Origin of the sequence: Pseudomonas sp. nanlin1, assembly GCF_045571515.1 — a bacterium.
Lineage (GTDB): Bacteria > Pseudomonadota > Gammaproteobacteria > Pseudomonadales > Pseudomonadaceae > Aquipseudomonas.
On record NZ_CP124218.1, the window covers coordinates 2,206,715 to 2,225,445 of the forward strand.

The following is an 18,731-nucleotide window of genomic DNA, read 5'->3' on the forward strand; positions in this document are numbered from 1 at the left end:
CTTGATGCTCCATCTAAAAAGGAATTTGCCCCATGCGCAGCCCACTCGACACCTGCCTGCAGGCGATCAATGAAGTCCTCCTGGGCAAGGAAACTCAGGTGCGCTTGGCCCTGACTTGCCTGGTGGCCAATGGGCACTTGCTTATCGAAGATTTGCCGGGCATGGGCAAAACCACCCTCAGCCATACCCTGGCCCGGGTACTGGGGCTGAGTTTTCAACGTATTCAGTTCACCTCGGACCTTCTGCCTGGGGATATTCTCGGCACCTCGGTGTTCGACAAGGACTCCGGCCAGTTCGTCTTTCATCCTGGGCCGATCTTCTCCGAGCTGGTGCTGGCGGACGAAATCAACCGCGCGACCCCCAAAAGCCAAAGTGCGCTGCTGGAGGCGATGGAGGAGGGGCAGGTCACCATTGAAGGGGCTACCCGCCTGCTGCCCCGGCCATTTTTCGTGATCGCCACACAGAACCCTTCCACCCAGGGCGGCACCTTTGCTCTGCCCGAGTCGCAGCTAGACCGCTTTTTGATGCGGCTGTCGTTGGGCTACCCGGCCAAGGCGGCGGAAAAGGCCTTGTTAATGGGCGAGTCGCGGCGCGAGCAGGTGCCGCGTATGGCCGCCATTCTTACCCATAGCCAGTTGGCTGCGATCCAGGCCCAAGCGCGTCAGGTGCGGGTCAGCGATGCCCTGGTGGACTATGTCTTGCGCCTGGTGGAGGCGACCCGCAATGAGCCGCAGTTCGCCTGGGGCCTTTCGCCACGGGCGAGCCTGGCATTGCTCAGTGCCGCGCGCGCCTGGGCCCTGTTGTTGGGGCGTGATTATGTGATCCCCGAGGACGTGCAAGCGGTCTTGCCTTCGGTGGTGAGCCATCGCTTGCGCGAGCGTGCCGACCCCACCGGGCAGAGTGGCGGTAGCCTGGTGCAATGGTTGCTGCGCGAAGTACCGGCCCTTTGAGCAACGCGCTAGGCCACGCCTGGTTGCGCTGGCAGCAGCGGCGCGCGGCGGGCGCTGCGCGCATCGAGTTGGACGGTAAGCGGCTGTTTATCCTGCCCAGTCGCAGCGGCAGCGGTTTCGCCCTGGTGTTGCTGCTCAACTTGCTGGCCGCGATCAACTATCAGAACAGTATGGTGTACGCCCTGGTGTTTTTGCTGGGGTCGGTATTTGTCGTGGCTATTTTGCATACCTACCGCAATCTGGCGGGGCTGGTGATCAGCGCGGCGCCGGTGACACCGGTGTTTGCCGGCGAGCACGCACGTTTTACCCTGCGTCTGGAAAGCCAGGGCCGTGAACACCAGGCTATCGGCTTGGGCTGGAGCGCCGGCGTTGCGCAATATTTCGACGTGGCGGCGGCCCATGTGCAGGCGCTGGAGCTGAGCCTGCCCAGCGCCGCCCGTGGCTGGCTGGTCGCGCCACCCATACGTATTCAAAGCGGTTTCCCCCTGGGGGTGTTGCAAGTCTGGAGTTGGCTCGACACCCAGCAAGCGGCCCTAGTCTACCCACAGCCCCTGCAAGGCGAGCTGCCGCTGCGTGGGGTCAGCCGAACCGACAGCGCTGCGGCCAGCCAACGCCTGGCCGGCCCTGGGGTCGATGACTTTCAGGGGCTCAAGGTTTATCAGCCCGGCGACTCTTGGCGGCGCATGGACTGGAAAGCCTGGTCGCGGGGCGACGGCTTGCTGATCAAAGACTTTGCCGACCACGCCGCCGAGGAGCTGGCGCTGGATTTTCTCGCGCTGGGGGGCGATGTCGAGCAGCGCCTTTCCCGGCTGTGCTACTGGGTACTGGAGTTGTCGCGACGTGAGCAGCCGTTCGCCCTCGACTTGCCCGGCCAGCACCTGCCCGCCGCCAGCGGTATCGCCCATCGCGACGCCTGCTTACGCGCGCTGGCGCTCTATGGGCAACACCCGTGAACCAGTTGATACCCCGGGCTAGCCTGACCTGGCTACTGCTGGCGCAGGCGCTGGTGATGGTGCCGTTTTGGCCCCATGTGCCGCCCTGGATGATCGGGTTATGGCTGTTATGCACCGGCTGGCGGGTGCAGATGTTCCGTATGCGCGCACCCGTACCGGGGCGGCTGCTCAAAGCGTTGTTGTTGATACTGACTGCGGGTGGGGTCTACCTGACCCGTGGAAGCCTGATTGGCCTGGACGCGGCCGCGGCGTTGCTGGTGGCAACGTTCGTCCTGAAGATGCTTGAAATGCATTCGCCACGGGATGCTCGGGTGCTGATTTTCCTCGGCTTTTTTTGTGTGGCGGTGGCCTATCTGTTCGATGCCAGCCTGCCCTGGGCGTTATACAGCCTGCTACCGCTCAGTGCGTTGCTGGCGGCCTTGATCGGCCTGCAGCAGACGCGCCTGATCAGCCAGCCGCAGGCGACGTTGCGCCTGGCTTTGAGCTTGATGGCCCAGGCCTTGCCCCTGATGTTGCTGTTGTTCGTGTTTTTCCCGCGGCTGGAACCGCTCTGGTCGCTGCCACTGCCCAGCACTGAGCAGGCACGAATCGGCCTCAGTGACAGCATGAGCCCGGCCGACGTGGCCGAGCTGGGCAATTCCACCGAGGTGGCCTTTCGTGCCAGTTTCAGCGGGCCGCTGCCTGCCAAGCGCGAGCTGTATTGGCGGGCGTTGAGCCTGGAGCGCTTCGATGGCCGGCGCTGGAGCCAAGCCGAACAAACCCAGTTTTTGCCGTCGCCCACGTGGGAGAAACGTGGCGATGCGCTGCGCTACCAGATCATCCAGCAGCCCAGTGGCAAACCTTGGCTGTTCGCCTTGGACATGGCCGAGATCAATCTGCCGGATGCCCGCCAGCTGAGCGATTTCCGCTGGCAGCGGCGGCGCCCGATCGACCAGGCCCTGCTTTATACGGTCAGCTCTTGGCCGCAGGCCCAGCGCGGTGCCGAGCTGAGTGAGGCGAGCCGGCGCATGGGCCTGCAATTACCGCCCCAGGGCGATCCCCGCAGCCGAGCGTGGGCACAAGAGTTGAAGGCCCGTTACCCGCAGCCCGCGATGATGGTACAGGCGATCCTGACGTACCTGAATACCCAGCCGTTCTATTACACCCTCAAACCCAGCGTGCTCGGCACGGACAGCATCGATGAGTTTCTCTTCGACAGCCGCCGTGGTTTTTGCGCCCATTACGCCGGCGCCATGACATTTGTCCTGCGCGCCGCAGGTATCCCGGCGCGGATGGTGGTGGGCTATCAAGGGGGCGAGGCCAATCCGGCGGGTGACTACTTGACGGTGCACCAATACGACGCCCATGCCTGGGTCGAATACTGGCAGCCTGGGCAGGGTTGGCGCAGCGTCGACCCCACCGCAGCAGTGGCGCCACAACGCATCGAGCAAGGCCTGGCCCAGGCCCTGGAGGCCGATGAAAACTTCCTCGTCCAAGGCCGCAGTGGCTTTGCTGGCCTGCGCGGTTTCGAGCGCTTGCGCCTGGAATGGGACAACCTCAACTACAACTGGCAGCGCTGGGTGCTCGGCTACCAGGGGGACACTCAGCTGAGCTTTCTGCAGCGCTGGTTCCAAGGGCTAGAGCAACTGGTCCTGCCCCTGGGGGGTGTGACGATTCTGTGCGTGCTGGCCCTGGCGCTGCTCAAGCCTTGGCGCCGGGCTAGCAATGCGCAACTTCGCCAGTATCACGCGTTCGAACGTTTGTTAGCGCGGCGCGGGCTAACCCGACGGGTGGGCGAAGGGCCGCTGGATTTCGCCGCGCGCGCCGCCGCCCAGTTGCCTGCTCAGGCTGAGGCCATTATGGGCTTCGCCGAAGCGTTCAGCGCCCGTCAATATGCTGGGCAGGCGGTTTCCAGTGAAGACCTCGAACGACGGCTCAAAGCCCTGCGACGCACCCTGGGTAAACAGGCTAAATAGAGAATTGATAAAGGATGCATGATGGTCAACAAACTCATTGCCCGGCTGATTGGACTGCACGTTAAATTAATGGCGTGCCAGGCCCGCCTGGAGGCCGAGACTGACCCGGAGGCCCTGCACGACCTGCGCACCACGGTGCGCCGTTTGCGCAGCCTGTTGCGGCCCTTGCGCGGCATGCCGGGGGTGGATCGGCTGGAAGAGGCCGCCCGGCAAGTAGGCCAGGTGACCACGCCGTTGCGTGATCTAGAGGTGCTGGCTACCCATCTACAAGCCCAGGGTTTTGCGGCGGCTGCGGCGACCCGTCGCCAGCAGCTGCGGGGCAGCTTTCCTAACGTGGCTAAATCTTCCGAGGTGCTGAGCCTGTTGCAACTGCTCGATGCCTTTCCGTCATTTCTGCGCGCGGCCCAGCGCCAAGGGATCTTGCGGGGGGCGAAAGCTAGAGTTGCCAAGCGCTTGGCCAAGCAATGGCGAACGCTCAATGCGGCACTGCGCGATCCAGCCCACGACCGGCACCGCGTGCGTTTGCTGATCAAACGCACGCGTTACGCTGCTGAAGCCTATCCTGAACTGGAGCCACTGGCCCCAGCGTTGGTCAAGCGTCTTAAATCGGCCCAAGCTGCCCTAGGCGATTGGCATGATCACTGGCAGTGGCTGGCCCAGGCCGCGCAGCAGTCTGACCTGGCCGCCTGCGTGCCGGGCTGGCGCAGCCGTTTAGCAATGGCTGAGCAGCGCGCCGACCGGGTCTTGGAAAAGCTTCGGCTAGCGGTGAATTAACGGGCTTTGCGCTGCAACACGCCAGCGGCAACCAGGCCGATCGCGCCGACGCTGAGCTGCGCGGCACTCAGGTCGTCCAACCCCGACACCACCAGCAGCACCGAGAGTACCGCCAGAGGAATAGCGATCAGTTGTTGACCCTGGCGGGCGCTGGACCAGTTGAGGACGTTACGAGAAATATTTTGCATGTTAAGCACCCCTGTCGTGTGATTCGCTGCGGCCCTGCCGAAGCTGATGGGTTAACGATAGAGCCGCAGGGAGTGGGGGTCGAATGGACTGTTGCTATGGCTGCCATAGTTAGAGTTTTAATTGGCCGATGGCCTGGTTCAGCGCACGGGCCAGGGCGGCCAATTCGTCGCTGGTGCTGGCGCTGTCGAGGGTCTGGCGCACGGTTTGCTCGGTCACGTCGCGGATACTCAGTACCGAACGGGTCATGTCTTCGGCCACCTGGCTTTGCTGGTTGGCCGCCACCGCGATCTGCACATTACTTTCACGCATCTGGGTGACTGCACCGGTGATTTGTTGCAGCGCTTCGCCTGCTTCCATGGCTTGGGCGACGCAATCGTCGGCCTTGAGCGAACTCTCCTGCATAAAGTCCACGGCATCGCGGGTACCTGCCTGCAAGGCGCTGACCATCTCGGTGATTTCGTCGGTAGACGCCTGGACCCGCTTGGCCAGGTTGCGCACCTCGTCAGCGACCACCGCAAAGCCACGGCCCAATTCACCGGCGCGGGCGGCTTCGATGGCGGCGTTCAGGGCCAGTAAGTTGGTCTGCTCGGCGATGCTGTGGATCACCCCAACCACGCTGTTGATCTTCTGACTGCCTTCGGCCAGGTGCTGGATCATTTCGGCGGTTTGCTGGACGCCGGCCGACAGCCCGGTGATCGATTGCTGCACCCTTGCAACCACCGCTTGGCCGCTACCGGCCAGGGCATCGGCGCTTTGCGAGAGGTCGCGGGTGGCACCTGCATGCCCGGCAATGTGGTAGACGGTCGCGGACATCTGGTTGATCGCGGTGGCGGCTTGGTCGGTTTCGCTTTGCTGCCACAGCATGCCTTGGCGTACCTGGGCCATGGTCTGCGCCAAGCGTGCGGCGCCGCTGTCCAGTTGCGCGGCGCTCTGGGCAACGGTGCCGACCACGCGCTGGTAGCCAGCTTGCAGCGCATTAAAAGCGTGTGCCATCTGGCCCACTTCGTCACCGCTGGTCACCGCTGCGCGCGCGCTCAGATCACCGCTGCGTTCTACATGCAACATGACGTCTTTGAGCGTGTTGAGCTGGCCGAGCAGGAAGCGAATGAGCAACTGGGAAGCGCCCAGCATCAATAGCGTCAGTACGCACACGGCCAGGGCGTACTGCGCGGCGCGCTCGTGGATCAGCTCGAGCAAAGTAGGCGCTGGGGGCAGGTCGGCGAGCACGGCCCGTCCCTGCTGCTGCCACTGCTGCTGGGCTTGCGCCACCTCGTGCAGTTGCTGGACACGGCCCTGGCGCTCGGTTTCTATGGCGTAAAGCACCAACAGTAGGGTGGTGAGCAGCGCGACCGTGTTGACCGCCCAGAACTTATATTTGAGGGAAAGGTTGCTGATCCAGGCAGACATGGTGGGCTCGCGGCGGATAAGGGGCATGGTGCCATCATTTTCCGCCGTATAACTACCCCGGTTATTGACCTGTGTCAGGCAAGCCGAAGAACGCTCGGGCACACGCTGTGGTATGGGCGGCCAAATCGGCTTCGCTCTCTTGCCGGTGCAGCGCCAGGGTGCGCAGCACTTCCGTCAGGTAGGCCGGCTCGTTGCGCCCGCTCTTGGGCTTGGGCCGTAGGCTGCGGGGCAGCAGGTACGGCGCGTCGCTTTCGAGCATCAGGCGCCCGCGTGGAATGTCCTTGACCAAAGGGTGCAGGTGCGTGCCGCGTCGCTCGTCGCAGATCCAGCCGGTAATGCCGATGTGCAGGTCCTGGTCCAGGTAGCTGAACAATGCTTTGCGTTCGCCAGTGAAGCAGTGCACAACGGCGGCGCTCAGGTGGTCGCGAAAATCCTTGAGGATATCCAGCAAACGCTCACTGGCCTCGCGTTCATGGAGAAACACCGGCATGCCCAGTTCGGCCGCCAGTGCCAAGTGCTCCTGAAGCACCTTCTCCTGCTGCGGGCGCGGTGAAAAATCGCGGTTGAAGTCCAGCCCGCATTCGCCCACGGCTCGCACCCGTGGGTGTTGCAGCAGGCCGCGCAATTGCCCGGCGGTGTCGCTGTTCCATGCGCTGGCGCTATGGGGGTGGATACCTGCCGTGCAGAAGAGTTGCGTGGCACGGTCGTCCAGGCTTTCACACAGCGCCAATGACTGCTCGCTGCCGGGAATATCGGTGCCGGTCAGCACCAATTGACAGACCCCAGCGGCCTCGGCGCGCTGGAGAATTTCGCGGTGGCGTTGGGCGAAGCTTTCGTGGCTCAGATTGACGCCGATGTCGATGAGTTGCATGGTGCTACCTCAGGTCGCAGGCTGCAAAGCATACCAGAGCTCGGGAAGTGTGAATAAAACCAAGAACTTCAATACCTTATGAATGTCTGTTGCGCTGGGTCAGGTAGCGGCCGGAGTTTGGATGACGCGTTTCTCATTGATGATGCTGGCGTTTTGCTTGAGCTTGACCCTGGGCACGCCAGCCGATGCCCGCCTGGGCGGCCCGGCAGAGGCCACGCCGAGCGCCAAAACCCGCGATCTGGCGCAGATTCGCGCGAGCAAGGTGCTGCGGGTGTTGGTCAACCAGAGCCGCAATAGCTCCGGGGAGGTGCAAGGGCAATCCATTGGCGTCGAGTACCATCGGCTGCACGCCTTCGAGCAGTACCTCAATGGTTATCAAAGCAACGGCCAGCGCCTGACGCTAAAGATCATACCGCGCCCCAAAGAGCAGTTGCTCACGGCCTTGCAGCGGGGTGAAGCCGACCTGGTGGCACCGGGTGAGTTGATCGAGGTAGCGGCCGGCCATGCTGTCAGCGCCAGCGACCCGGTGTTAGCCAATGTGCCGATGATCCTGGTCAGCGCTAAGGGTGCACGCCGCTACTCGCGTATCGAGCAGCTCTCCGGCAAGACCCTCGCCCTGCCCAGCGGCAGTGCGGCCGCGCAGGCGTTGCAGGGCCTTAATCAAAAGCTCGCACTGCGCAAGCTGGCACCAATCCGCTTCGAATGGATCGACCCGAGCCTGGCGGTGGAGGACGTGCTGGAAATGGTCCAGGCGGGCATCTACCCGCTCACGGTGGTAGAGCAGCCGATTGCCGAGCGCTGGGCCAAGGTCATGCCCAAGTTACGCCTTGATCGGCGCGTGGTGATCAGCAGCCCGGCGCCCATGAGCTGGTACGTGCGCCGTGACGCCGCCATGCTGCGCGCCAGTGTTGACCGTTTTTTGCAAGGCTATCGGCCGCCGGATGACCAAGACGCCGCTTTTGCCCGGGTCTACCGGCGCTTGTACCAAGTGCACGACCCCTTGGCCCGCGGCGACCGCCAGCGCCTGGAAAAACTGCGGCCGGTGCTGCAGCGCCATGCCCGCGAGCAGAATATGGACTGGCTTAACCTCGCGGCGCTGGCTTTTAAAGAGTCGGCACTCAACCCCTCGGCGCGCGGTGCCAGTGGCGCTACCGGGCTGTTGCAAATCACCCCGGCGGCTGCGCAGCGGGTGGGCGTGGGCAATATCCAAAGCGTTGATAACAACGTGCAGGCCGGGGCCCGCTACCTGGCGATGATTCGTCGCAAATTTTTCGCCAACCCCAAGCTCAATGAGCGTGAGCGCATGGCCTTCACCCTGGCCGCCTATAACATGGGCCCGGAGCGGGTCCAGGCGATGCGCGGCGAAGCAAAGCGGCGCGGTTTGAACCCGGACAAATGGTTTTTTCAGGTGGAGCGCGTCGCCATGGAACAGGTGGGCATGGGGGTGGTGACCTTTGTCAGCAGTGTGAACAAGTATTACCTGGCATATGACCGGGAGCGATCGGTACTGGAGCCGGCCAATGGGAAAGTGGTCCTAAACGAATAGATCTAATTTGTAGATCCTTAATAGTGACTTAATGCGGCTTTATCATTCTTTAATTGGATTAATATGCCGACACACAAACCCTGCCTAATTCTTGCCGTTGAAGGATCGTCTTTATGAAAGCCATGCTTGCTCGCCTGACCCATACCCGTGCTGGTTACGGCCTGACCCTCGTGCGCCTATGCGTCGGTATCATCTTTATGGCCCACGGCTCGCAAAAGCTCTTCGGCTTGTTTGGCGGCTACGGGCTCAGCGGTACGGCGCAGTGGATGGAAAGCATCGGCTTGGCTCCTGGGCTGCTGATGGCGTTGTTGTCGGGCAGTGCCGAGTTCTTCGGCGGCCTGGCTCTGGTGATCGGTTTATTGGTACGCCCGGCAGCAGCGGCATTGGCCGCGACCCTGGTGGTCGCCATCGCCACGGTGCACCTGCATAACGGCTTGTTCATGGCCAACAACGGTTACGAGTTCGCCCTGGCGCTGCTCGGCGGGGCCTTGGCAGTATTGGTCGAAGGGGCAGGGCGTTGGTCTCTGGACCGGGCGATCACGCGCTGAAGTTGACACGCTCGGCTGAACCCCTCTAGGATGCCCAGGCGCCGATTTAGACAGCTACTTGCGGGGCGCCTGGGGGCCTTGGTTCCCGAAGTACCGCTAAAGCGCTGGTTCGGTGATGCCTCCCACCGCTGCCCAGCAGCTTCTGCTCCTTTGAAGCGGGTGAGGCCGAGAAGTCATCATGAGTGTTCCACGTCCTGTCGTTTGCTTGGCGCCTGCACCGGTTAGCCTAACCCCACGTACCCCTCGTATCTTGTTGATGGGCCGGCACCAGCCGACCCTGCTGCGCTGCCTTGACGGCTGGCCACGGCGCCAGGGCAAGGCGGGCGCGTTCACCGCGCAATTTCTCGACGATCAAGCATCCCTCGCGGGCTTTGCCGACCGCCAGTTCGACCTGGCGGTGGTGCAAGCGCCCAGCCCGGAGCGCGCTGAAGAGGTGATCAGGCAATTGCTGCGGGTGGCTCGCCAGGGGTTGATTACGTGGCGGTGAATCCTGCGAGCGCTGAAGATCATCACTCAATTTGGTACCAGCCCTGAGTTGACTCAATACTTCCAAGTGACAGACGCGGTGAAGTTTCTGGGCGCGCCATAGTTGGTGGAACCCGCGGATTGATACAGCGACAGCAGGTATTTACGGTCCAAGACATTATTCATGTTCAGGGACGTGCTCCAGTGGTCGTCGATATCATAACTGGCCATTAAGTCCACCACGGCGTAAGCGTTCTGCTTAACGGCGCTGTTGTTGTCCAGTTCGGTTGCGCTTTGCCACTGAACACGGGTCCCGACCTTTGCTTGAGGCAGGCTGGGAAGGCGATAGGTGGCACTGGCGCGTAAGGTGTGGGTGGGGATGTATTTACGAGCTTCGTCTCCATCGTCGTCTTCGATGCGTACGAAGGTATAGCCTCCCGTTAGTTCAAGGCCAGGCGCAGCCTCCCCGGAAGCTCCCAGTTCAATGCCTCGACTTTTAACGTTTGTGCCTCGATACAGGTATTGGCCGCCCACGATCTCCCCAGTGAGCTCCGCCACATTTTGCTGGTCTGTTTTGAACACCGCAACCGTTACGGTTAGTCGCTCATCGAGCAGCAGGCCTTTTACGCCGGCTTCCATGCTTTTGCCTTCAAGTGGCAGGATCACTCCGCCGCCCGTGCTCCGTACGTACTGCGGCTTAAAGATTTCTGTCCAGCTGGTGTAAAGGCTCCATTGCGGGGTCAGGTCATAGACCAAGCCGGTGTAAGGCGTGACCTTACCGTGCACTCGGGTATTGTGCGGTGATCCATAGCCAGCCCCATCGCCATCGGCACTGAGCATGCGGGCCCCGGCAATCCAGTGCAGGTCATCGACAATGCTAAATCGCGCCCCGGCGAACAGGCTTTTTTGTCGGTCGGTAAACAATTGGGTGTTGCGATCATCGGTGTAGTTCAGGGCCGGTTGTGCGACATTGCCGGCCAGTACATCCGCGAGGCTCTCGATCTGATTGCCTGATACATCTCTATAGTATCCACGTTCGTCATGGTGGGTTCGCCCGTAGTTGGCGCCCAGGGTCAATTCATGTTCCCGTCCGAGGAGCGTGAAAGGGCCAGATAACGTTGCTTCACCTACTACTTGGTGCTCAGTACTGACTGTGCGGTTGATGTAAGCATTGACGGTGGTGGCAGTGGCGGGGATGGCATACAACATCTTGGTATCGGAGTCCTGACTCATACCTGTCAGGGTAACGGTGCTGGCCCAGCCATTGTCGAACACGTGGGTCAATTCGGCAAAAGCGCGCTGGGTTTTGACGTTCCAGTAAGTCCATGGTTGGCCGACGCTGGAGCTGCGACTGCTGTAGTGAATTCGATTGCCATCAGCACCTGCAATCGGCAGTGCGCCCCAAGTGCTGCCGTTCGAGTAACTATTTTGCTCGGTAAAACCGACGGTCAGGGTATCGGCGTCGGATAGGTCGAATGCCAACAAGCCCGAGGCCCCGTTAACCTCGCGACCGTATTGGTCAAGGTAGGAGTTACCTTTGGCGTGGGAGGCAATGAAGCGTCCACGTACATTACCGCTTTCTGTCAACGGGCCGGCCACGTCCAGAGCCAACCGGCGGTTGTCCCAAGAGCCGACGCTGCTGTCGATTTTTGCCTGGAAGGTATCGGTAGGGCGTTTGCGGATAAGGTTAACCGTGGCGGAAGGATCGCCGGCACCGCTCATTAGCCCGTTTGCCCCATGCAGTACGTCAACCTGCTCGAATTCGGCCATGTCTTGATCGCCGACCAGCACGCCACCGGAGAAGGGCAGGCTCATGCCGTCGTATTCAAAGTTTTCAATCTTGAAGCCGCGCGAAGTGAAGGCGGTTCGATCGGTTTCGAATTGCTCGACGGTGATCGATGGGGCGTTGCGCAATGCGTCTTTTACACTGTTGAGTTTGAAATCGTCGATTTGCTCGCGGGTAATCACGGTGATTGCCTGCGGCGTCTCTTTAGCGCTCAGGCCCAAGCGCGTGGTACTGGAGGCTGCCTTGCCTTGGTAACCCACGTTCTGACTGAATTCGGGCGAGGAATAATCCTGGATCTGAGTAGGCGCCAGGCTGACTTCTCTGCGGGCCGGCTGATTCGTGACTGGGACGAGATATACCGTCACTGCATCAGTGCGTGCAAAGGTGTAGCCGCTGTTGTGCAGCAGCGTCGACAGGCCGTCTTGCGCGGAGTAATTGCCCACCACTGCAGTGCTGCGTAGGGCTGTGTCGAGATTTCCGTCCAAGAGCACGTTCTGCCCGGATTGTTGGCTGAACGCCAGCAGTGCTTGCCGCAGCCCCTGGGCGGGGATGTTTAGCGGCAATTTCTCTATTGAAGCCGCCGTAGCCTGAATGGCCGCCCCGTGAGCCTGCCAGCCACTAACGAGCAGTGTGCAAGCCAATGCGGTACCAAGAGCATGACGTTGCCAGCGGTTTTCAATTCTCGAGCCTTGGGGGTGTTGCGTGGCCATTCAGGTTGCTTCCTTTGAGAGCGCAAAAATATGCGAATACCAATCAGTCAGGTTAAGACGCACGGGCAATCGCAATTCCTGAAGGCACTGTGAAGAATTTATGAACGGCTCATAAAGCCGCGTCGAAGGCTCACTGCCTGGGCAGGGAGCTTATGAAAAATCACCAGAAGGTGGTCGGTGGGCTCAGGCGGGATAGATCAGAGTGACCATGTCGGTGTAACGAACCACGCGTACCGCAAGTGCCTTGGTGATCGCATCGAGCATGTGTTCAGGCCGGTCAATATTGAGAATTAAACTCAGCCGTCGGTCAGCGAGTGGCTTGTCCATGATGAAGATTTTCCCTTTTCGCCAACGTCGCAACTCATCCACAACAGTCAGCAGCGGCTTGTCAAAGAACACCAGCCGTCCGCCCCGCCAGGCGAGTATCTGATCGAGCTCTGCTCGTTGAATTTCTCCGGTTCGGTTCATACTAAAACGCAGGGACAGACCTTCTGCCAAGTCAGTCCGTTGATCAGCGGTTACTACGCTAACGGTTTTGCGACTCACAGCGACAAGCGTCGAGGAGTGGTCACATGACAGGCAAAACTCGCCTTCGCGGGTAAGCACCTGGCCGCTCTTCGTGCTCACCTTGAATTCATCTCCCACGCTAGGCGCAACGCTGAAAAACGCCTCGCCGTGAAGCAGTTCTACCGAGCGCTTAGCCGATGCAAAGTCCAGGTTCAGCGCTGTATTCCCGGCAAGGTCAACGCTCGATCCGTCAGGCAGGTTCACCGTACGCCTTTCTCCAACCGACGTGCGGATGTCGGCGAATGACAACTGCATATCTGTAAGCCAAAACGTCGATGCGCCTGCAGTGACTGCCAGCGCACTGGCGGCTACCCCGAGCCCTACGAAGCGGCGCCGCGACAGCTGAGCGTGCGGGGCCGGCATATCAGGCGACAACACCAGTGCTGATGCTGACCACCAATCTTCGAGTTGAGCGTACGCCTGGGCATGTCTCGGGTCTGCTTTGAGCCACACCGCCAACTCCTCGCGCTCGGCCTGAGTTGGCGATCCGCCCTGGAGCAGCGCAAACCAGGCGCTGGCTTGATGGCTGATGTCATCAACGCGGGGAGCAGAGGTGAGCTGCGAGGGATCGGCACTCATAGGGTGATCAGTTCACATTGGCGGACGGCAATTGGCTGATTGTAAACCAGCGGGTACCTGTAAGGCTGGCGATGCGGTGTTTGCTGCCAGCGCAGGGTATTCATTCGGACATACCGATCTTCAACAAGTCCAGGGCTCTGACCATACGACTATAAGCTGTCTTTGCGGGAATACCGAGGCGTTGGCCAATTTCGACGTAGGTCAGGCCTTCCACTCGCACCATCAAGAACACCTCGCGACAGGTCGCGGGCATATTCTCAATCACATCGTTCAAGGCTTTCAGCTGCTGATTGGCAATAGCCGCTTGCTCGAGTGTGGGTGTCGACTGCTCAAAGCTACTGCTCGTTTGCTGATCCAGTGGCTCGCCTTTGCGATGCGCTTGGCGCCGGGTGTGATCGATAAAAAGATTGCGGGCGCTAGAGTATAGGTAGGCCCGGAAATTGGCGATCGGCGTGCGGCTCATATGTTCAGAAAGACGAATGAACGTGTCTTGCGTCAGGTCGGCAGCTGTCTCTTTGCAGCGCAAGCGGCGATCCAGATAATCCTGAATCTCACCACGGTGTGCGAGATACAACGCCTTCAGATCTGGGCCGGACATGAAGCAACCTCAAAGGGGAGGGAAGCAAGCGCGGCAAAATACCACAAATGAGAATCGTTTGCGATATTCGCAAAGGTGTTCAGTTTGGGAGGCCCCACTGACAACTAAGTGGGTTTAGAAGCGCCTGGTGCCAATGAGCTCGTCTAAAACGCGGTTAGGAATACGGAAAGGGATTGAAGCGTGGTCTTCGCCCGGTTCGACGATGAAGCCGCTGCGCAGTCCAAATTGCGACAACCCCTGCAGGCGTAACTGCAAAGCATTGGCATCCTGGATCATTTGAACGGAGTCACGCTCTGCCATCAAGATGGTTAGGCTATTGTGGGTCAGGTCCACTTGCCCTGCGAGGGTACGCCGGGTGAATGCACGTTCAGGTGCCAATAGATATTTATCCTGCCACCAAAGGCTCGGACTCACGGCCACTATATGTTGGAAAAGGCCGGGCCGAGTGAAGAGGGTGTATACGCCGAGCATTCCTCCAAAAGAATGCCCTACCAGGCTGCGTTGGTCCTGGTTGACCTTAAATTGCTGGGAGACCTTAGGCATCAGGCGCGTTTCGATAAAGTCGAGGAATAGATCTTGTCCGCCCTGTGGCGGCGTATTGCGATTCTGCGGCGCAGGCGGCGACATGTCGAAGGCTCTACGTACGAAGTCCAACGGCGTCGTGCTCGGGTAACCGATGGCTATCAGGACAGCGCCGCGCAACCTCGCCTGTGCACGCTTGGCGGCATGAAAGGCAGGGAAGTAAGCGTTTCCATCAAGCAAGTAAATCACCGGGTAACCCGTAGAGGGGACGTCGCCCTCTGGGAGGCTGATCATGATGCGGTACTCACGACCTTCGGCACTGGTCATTGCCCACTGCTCGGTTGCGTCGAGAGTGACCGGTGCTGCCTGGAGAGCCGTGGCTGCGCTCAGGAGCAATGCGCTCCAAAGTGCTAAGAAAGTGCGAGTCATAATCCCTGATATCCTGGACTTCATCGTAAAGCTGGCGTGTCCTGACAGCCGATCACTGCGCTATATATAGCCAATGTGTGATCGGGCATATCACCCTCCGAGCGTTATGTGGATTCAGTCTTTTCGTAAGAAATGGACTCTATGTACCACAGCGCCTCGCCCGTAGGTGTTTGGACGACCACCTCATCTCCCTCTTGCTTCTTCAAAAGCGCGCGTGCCATTGGTGAGTCAATCGAGATGTAGTCGTTTCGGCCATAGATTTCATCGTAGCCAACTATGCGGAATCGCTTGCCCAGCCCCTCTTGGTTTTCAATGTCCACCCATGCCCCAAAGAATACTTTGCCTTCTTGTTCAGGCGAATAATCGACAACTCGAACGTCCTCCAAGCGCTTACGCAGATACCTGACTCTTCGATCAATTTCTCGAAGAAGCTTCTTGTTGTATTGGTAGTCCGCATTCTCGCTTCGATCCCCCAGAGAGGCGGCCCACGCGACCTTCTGCGTGATTTCAGGGCGGTAGGTTCGCCACAGATGATCCAGTTCCGCTTTCAAGGCGTTATGGCCTGCACGAGTAGTAATGTTGGTTGGCAACACAGGCTTCCTATAATTCTTGACGGGGCTGAGGATCCGCGGCGCCTAACCTAAATAGGCGGCGCGGCGCATCAAAGATAAGCCAAACTCTTTGCACTAGCCCTCGCGCAGTACCGTCAATGGGCTCGCATTCAGCGCGCGGCGGGTGCCGAACACACCGGCACCGCCCACCAGCAAGGCACCGACCACGGGGAGCAGCAGCAACCACGGGTGTGGGCTCCAGGTCAGGTCGAATGCGTAGCGGTACAGCGCCAGGCTGATCAACTCCACTCCCAAGGCGGCCAGCACGCCACTGGCGGCGCCGAGCAGGCCGAACTCGATGCGCCGTGACTTCACCAGCAGGCGCCGGTCGGCCCCCAGTGCGCGTAACAGCGCGCCTTGGCGGATGCGCTCGTCCAGGGTGGCCTGCAAGCCCGAGAACAATACGGCCAGGCCGGCGGCCAGGACGAACAGCAGTACGAACTCCACCGCCAAGGTGACTTGCGCGAGAATGCTGCGCAATTGCTCCAGCAAGGCCTCCACTTGCAGAATGCTCACGGCCGGGAATGCTCTGGACAGCTCAATGACCTGGCGGTCACTACCTGGGGGCAGGTAAAAGCTGGTGAGGAAGGTCGTGGGCAGGTCTTCCAGGGTGCCGGGCTGGAATATCATGAAGAAGTTGGGTTGAAAGTTGTTCCAGTCGATCTTGCGCAGGCTGCTGACCACGGCTTCGCGCTCGACCCCGGCGATGTTGAAGGTCAGGCGGTCACCCAATTTTATCTTCAGGCTTTCAGCCACGTCGGCCTCCACCGAGACGCCAGGTGGGCTGCCTGCCACGGGGGGGGCTTGCCACCATTGGCCGCTGGTCAATTGGTTGCCGTTTGGCAGGTTAGCGGACCAAGTGATGCTCAAATCGCGCTGTACCGCACGTTCGCCGCGGGAGTCTTTGTCGACCAAGTCTTGCACGGGCTCGCCGTTGATATTGGTGAGGCGCCCTGGAATTACCGGATACAACGGCGCCGCCCGGGCGGAAATGGCTTGCAATTGTTGTTCGAAGGCCGGTTTTTCCGATGCCAGAATGTTCAGTGCGAAGTAATTGGGGGCGTCGGCGGGCAGTTGGTTTTTCCAGGTGTCGAGCAGCTCGCCGCGCAACAGGGCGATCAATGACATGGACAGCAGAATCAGACCAAACGCTAATGCCTGGCCCGCGGCGGCTAGCGGGTAGCGCAACAGTTGCCCCAGGCCCAGGCGCCAGGCCAGCGGAGCCCCAGCGAGCAGGCGGCGCAAGCTTTGCAGGGCCAGAAGTAGCACGCCGCCCAGCAGCAGGGCGGCGAGCAGGCCACCGGCCAGCAGCGCAAAGGTGAGGAGCAGGTCCAGGCTCAGGCGCCACATGATCAAGCCCAGGGCGAGCAGGGCGGTGCCGTAGACCAGCCAACTGCTGGCAGGAATCGGCAGCATGTCGCGGCGTAATACCCGCAGTGGTGGCACGCGGCCTAATGCGGCCAAGGGCGGCAAGGCAAAGCCGGCCAACGCCACCAAGCCGGTGGCGATGCCGGCCAGGGCCGGCAGTACACCGCCACTGGGCACCACCGATGGCACCAGGCCGTCGAGTAAGAGGAACAACACCCACTGGGCCAGCCAGCCCAGCACCGCGCCACTGATACAGGCCGCCAGGCCTAGCAGCGCCAACTGGAAGCAGAAAATCAGCAGCGCTTCCCGGCGTGACAAGCCCAGGCAGCGCAGCAGCGCGCTGGCGTCGAAACGCCGCGCGGCGAACCGGCTGGCCGACAAAGCCACAGCCACTCCTGACAGCAGCACCGCTACCAGGCTGGCCATGTTCAAGTAACGTTCGGCTTTGCCCAGTGCGCCGCCGATTTGCTGGTTACCATCACGGGAGTCGCGGATGCGTTGGTTGGGGGCCAGCCCGGCCTCGATGGTTTGCTGGTAACTCTCGAGGTATTCCGGGTTGCCACGCCACATGTCGCGGTAGGTCACCCGGCTACCTGGGCGGACCACTCCGGTCGCTTCGAGGTCGTCGAGGTTCATCATGACCCGCGGGGTGAGGCTGTAAAAATTGCCGGCCCGGTCCGGTTCGTAGGTCAGAACCCGGGCTAGGCGCAGGGTTTTAGTGCCGACATCGATGCTGTCGCCGACCTTGAGGTTGAGCGCCACCAGCAAGCGTGGTTCGACCCACGCTTCACCGGGCGCCGGGCGCGAGCCGGCGGTCTCCTGGCCTTGGGGTTCGGCCGCGCTGCGCAATTCGCCACGCAGCGGGTACTGTTCATCGACCGCTTTGATGCTGGACAGCTGAATGCCATTGTCGGTGGCAATTACACTGGAAAATTCCACCACTTTGGCGTGGTCCAGGCCCATGTCGCGGCCCGTGCGTACCTGTTCCGGGCGCGCCGGGCTGGAGCCCTGTAACACCAAGTCGGCGCCGAGGAATTCGGTGGCGCGCAGCAGCATTGCGCCGTTGAGGCGTGCGCCGAAATAGCCGATGGCAGTGCTGGCGGCCACGGCCACCAGTAAAGCGAAAAACAGCACTCGCAATTCACCCGCACGGGCGTCGCGGAGCAATTGGCGGGCGGCCAGGGTAAACAGGCGTGACAACGGCAGGCGGGCCATCAGGGCTCCAACGGCGCGACCAGGCGGCCGGCATCCAGGCGAATGAGGCGGCGGCAGCGATGGGCCAGCCGCTCGTCGTGGGTCACCAATACCAGAGTGGTACCACGTTCTTTGTTGAGGTCGAACAGCAGGTCGCTGATGCGGGCACCAGTATGGCTGTCCAGGTTACCGGTGGGCTCATCGGCGAACAGCACCGCTGGATGGGCCGCGAAGGCACGGGCAATGGCCACTCGCTGTTGTTCGCCACCCGACAACTGCTTGGGCGAATGGCTCAGGCGTTGGCCTAGGCCAACCCGCTCGAGCAACTCACGGGCTTGTTCGCGGGCGTCTTTACGGCCTTCCAGTTCCATGGGCAACATGACGTTTTCCAGGGCATTGAGGCTGTCGAGCAGTTGAAATGACTGGAACACGAAGCCCACGTGCTCGGCACGGACCCGCGCGCGTTGGTCCTCGTCCAGGCCGCTGAGGTCGTTACCGGCCAGGATCACGCTGCCAGCACTGGGTAAGTCGAGGCCGGCCAGCAGGCCGAGCAGGGTAGACTTGCCCGAGCCTGAAGCGCCGACGATGGCCAGGCTGTCGCCTTTGCTCAATTCCAAGGACAACGCATGCAGGATGGTCAATTCACCTTCCGCGCTGCTGACCACTTTGCTAAGGTTCCGAGCTTCTAGAATGCTTGCGCCCATGGAGA

17 protein-coding genes are annotated in these 18,731 nt (G+C 61.0%); 7 read left to right on the plus strand and 10 right to left on the minus strand.

The features are described from left to right. Positions 1 to 32: 32 nt before the first annotated feature. The 4 genes from QCL65_RS10405 to QCL65_RS10420 are packed head-to-tail and all read left to right on the plus strand — an operon-like array spanning position 33 to position 4,632. Positions 33 to 950: an AAA family ATPase gene (locus QCL65_RS10405; RefSeq protein WP_407316142.1), complete on the plus strand. Its 918-nt coding sequence runs from the start codon at positions 33 to 35 to the stop codon at positions 948 to 950. Continuing rightward, on the plus strand, positions 920 to 1,903 hold the full coding sequence (locus QCL65_RS10410; RefSeq protein ID WP_407316143.1) for a DUF58 domain-containing protein: 984 nt from the start codon (positions 920 to 922) through the stop codon (positions 1,901 to 1,903). The genes QCL65_RS10405 and QCL65_RS10410 overlap by 31 nt, the downstream gene beginning before the upstream one ends. Continuing rightward, a complete protein-coding gene (locus QCL65_RS10415; RefSeq protein WP_407316779.1) occupies positions 1,864 to 3,858 on the plus strand; it encodes a DUF3488 and DUF4129 domain-containing transglutaminase family protein in 1,995 nt (664 codons plus the stop codon). The genes QCL65_RS10410 and QCL65_RS10415 overlap by 40 nt, the downstream gene beginning before the upstream one ends. A 21-nt stretch (positions 3,859 to 3,879) precedes the next feature. Further along, complete coding sequence (locus tag QCL65_RS10420) at positions 3,880 to 4,632, plus strand: CHAD domain-containing protein (RefSeq protein WP_407316144.1); 753 nt, start codon at positions 3,880 to 3,882, stop codon at positions 4,630 to 4,632. Here the strand turns inward: QCL65_RS10420 and QCL65_RS10425 are convergent. The 3 genes from QCL65_RS10425 to QCL65_RS10435 all read right to left on the minus strand — a co-directional run bounded on the left by QCL65_RS10425 (position 4,629) and on the right by QCL65_RS10435 (position 7,099). Beyond that, entirely contained in the window at positions 4,629 to 4,820 is a 192-nt protein-coding gene (locus QCL65_RS10425; protein WP_407316145.1) for a hypothetical protein, read from the minus strand. The two genes, QCL65_RS10420 and QCL65_RS10425, sit on opposite strands and share 4 nt — an antisense overlap. 109 nt (positions 4,821 to 4,929) lie before the next feature. Continuing rightward, positions 4,930 to 6,228: a methyl-accepting chemotaxis protein gene (locus tag QCL65_RS10430; protein WP_407316781.1), complete on the minus strand. Its 1,299-nt coding sequence runs from the start codon at positions 6,226 to 6,228 to the stop codon at positions 4,930 to 4,932. Positions 6,229 to 6,289: 61 nt separating this feature from the next. Continuing rightward, complete coding sequence (locus QCL65_RS10435; RefSeq protein ID WP_407316146.1) at positions 6,290 to 7,099, minus strand: TatD family hydrolase; 810 nt, start codon at positions 7,097 to 7,099, stop codon at positions 6,290 to 6,292. A 121-nt stretch (positions 7,100 to 7,220) separates the two neighbouring features. Between QCL65_RS10435 and QCL65_RS10440 the strand changes: the two genes are divergently transcribed. The 3 genes from QCL65_RS10440 (at position 7,221) to QCL65_RS10450 (ending at position 9,680) form a co-directional block, all read left to right on the plus strand. Next, a complete protein-coding gene (locus QCL65_RS10440) occupies positions 7,221 to 8,645 on the plus strand; it encodes a transglycosylase SLT domain-containing protein (RefSeq protein ID WP_407316147.1) in 1,425 nt (474 codons plus the stop codon). 113 nt (positions 8,646 to 8,758) lie between these two features. Beyond that, positions 8,759 to 9,193: a DoxX family protein gene (locus QCL65_RS10445; protein WP_407316148.1), complete on the plus strand. Its 435-nt coding sequence runs from the start codon at positions 8,759 to 8,761 to the stop codon at positions 9,191 to 9,193. Positions 9,194 to 9,371: 178 nt separating this feature from the next. Further along, a complete protein-coding gene (locus QCL65_RS10450) occupies positions 9,372 to 9,680 on the plus strand; it encodes a class I SAM-dependent methyltransferase (RefSeq protein ID WP_407316149.1) in 309 nt (102 codons plus the stop codon). Between the two features lie 53 nt (positions 9,681 to 9,733). On the opposite strand, the gene QCL65_RS10455 is transcribed toward QCL65_RS10450, so the two are convergent. The 7 genes from QCL65_RS10455 to QCL65_RS10485 all read right to left on the minus strand — a co-directional run bounded on the left by QCL65_RS10455 (position 9,734) and on the right by QCL65_RS10485 (position 18,726). Beyond that, positions 9,734 to 12,154: a TonB-dependent siderophore receptor gene (locus QCL65_RS10455; RefSeq protein WP_407316150.1), complete on the minus strand. Its 2,421-nt coding sequence runs from the start codon at positions 12,152 to 12,154 to the stop codon at positions 9,734 to 9,736. Positions 12,155 to 12,337: 183 nt separating this feature from the next. Then, positions 12,338 to 13,300, minus strand: a complete 963-nt coding sequence (locus QCL65_RS10460; RefSeq protein WP_407316151.1) for a FecR family protein — start codon at positions 13,298 to 13,300, stop codon at positions 12,338 to 12,340. 100 nt (positions 13,301 to 13,400) lie between these two features. After that, complete coding sequence (locus QCL65_RS10465; RefSeq protein ID WP_407316152.1) at positions 13,401 to 13,898, minus strand: RNA polymerase sigma factor; 498 nt, start codon at positions 13,896 to 13,898, stop codon at positions 13,401 to 13,403. A 114-nt stretch (positions 13,899 to 14,012) separates the two neighbouring features. Further along, on the minus strand, positions 14,013 to 14,849 hold the full coding sequence (locus QCL65_RS10470; protein ID WP_407316153.1) for an alpha/beta hydrolase: 837 nt from the start codon (positions 14,847 to 14,849) through the stop codon (positions 14,013 to 14,015). A 104-nt stretch (positions 14,850 to 14,953) separates the two neighbouring features. Further along, positions 14,954 to 15,439: a transcription elongation factor GreB gene (gene greB / locus QCL65_RS10475; RefSeq protein ID WP_407316154.1), complete on the minus strand. Its 486-nt coding sequence runs from the start codon at positions 15,437 to 15,439 to the stop codon at positions 14,954 to 14,956. 96 nt (positions 15,440 to 15,535) lie between these two features. Beyond that, positions 15,536 to 18,043, minus strand: coding sequence for an ABC transporter permease (locus QCL65_RS10480; protein WP_407316155.1), 2,508 nt, complete (start codon positions 18,041 to 18,043; stop codon positions 15,536 to 15,538). Continuing rightward, a complete protein-coding gene (locus QCL65_RS10485; protein WP_407316156.1) occupies positions 18,043 to 18,726 on the minus strand; it encodes an ABC transporter ATP-binding protein in 684 nt (227 codons plus the stop codon). Before QCL65_RS10485 ends, QCL65_RS10480 begins: the two co-directional genes overlap by 1 nt. Positions 18,727 to 18,731: the final 5 nt, after the last annotated feature.

What these genes read in the sequence shown, in the direction of transcription:
- QCL65_RS10460 (WP_407316151.1), bottom strand. Translation starts at nt 13,300, where the DNA reads ATGAGTGCCGATCCCTCGCAGCTCACCTCTGCTCCCCGCGTTGATGAC.
- QCL65_RS10420 (WP_407316144.1), top strand. Translation starts at nt 3,880, where the DNA reads ATGGTCAACAAACTCATTGCCCGGCTGATTGGACTGCACGTTAAATTA.
- QCL65_RS10440 (WP_407316147.1), top strand. Translation starts at nt 7,221, where the DNA reads ATGACGCGTTTCTCATTGATGATGCTGGCGTTTTGCTTGAGCTTGACC.
- QCL65_RS10480 (WP_407316155.1), bottom strand. Translation starts at nt 18,043, where the DNA reads ATGGCCCGCCTGCCGTTGTCACGCCTGTTTACCCTGGCCGCCCGCCAA.
- QCL65_RS10410 (WP_407316143.1), top strand. Translation starts at nt 920, where the DNA reads ATGGTTGCTGCGCGAAGTACCGGCCCTTTGAGCAACGCGCTAGGCCAC.
- QCL65_RS10435 (WP_407316146.1), bottom strand. Translation starts at nt 7,099, where the DNA reads ATGCAACTCATCGACATCGGCGTCAATCTGAGCCACGAAAGCTTCGCC.
- QCL65_RS10430 (WP_407316781.1), bottom strand. Translation starts at nt 6,228, where the DNA reads ATGTCTGCCTGGATCAGCAACCTTTCCCTCAAATATAAGTTCTGGGCG.
- QCL65_RS10470 (WP_407316153.1), bottom strand. Translation starts at nt 14,849, where the DNA reads ATGACTCGCACTTTCTTAGCACTTTGGAGCGCATTGCTCCTGAGCGCA.
- QCL65_RS10405 (WP_407316142.1), top strand. Translation starts at nt 33, where the DNA reads ATGCGCAGCCCACTCGACACCTGCCTGCAGGCGATCAATGAAGTCCTC.
- QCL65_RS10450 (WP_407316149.1), top strand. Translation starts at nt 9,372, where the DNA reads ATGAGTGTTCCACGTCCTGTCGTTTGCTTGGCGCCTGCACCGGTTAGC.
- QCL65_RS10485 (WP_407316156.1), bottom strand. Translation starts at nt 18,726, where the DNA reads ATGGGCGCAAGCATTCTAGAAGCTCGGAACCTTAGCAAAGTGGTCAGC.
- QCL65_RS10455 (WP_407316150.1), bottom strand. Translation starts at nt 12,154, where the DNA reads ATGGCCACGCAACACCCCCAAGGCTCGAGAATTGAAAACCGCTGGCAA.
- QCL65_RS10425 (WP_407316145.1), bottom strand. Translation starts at nt 4,820, where the DNA reads ATGCAAAATATTTCTCGTAACGTCCTCAACTGGTCCAGCGCCCGCCAG.
- QCL65_RS10445 (WP_407316148.1), top strand. Translation starts at nt 8,759, where the DNA reads ATGAAAGCCATGCTTGCTCGCCTGACCCATACCCGTGCTGGTTACGGC.
- QCL65_RS10465 (WP_407316152.1), bottom strand. Translation starts at nt 13,898, where the DNA reads ATGTCCGGCCCAGATCTGAAGGCGTTGTATCTCGCACACCGTGGTGAG.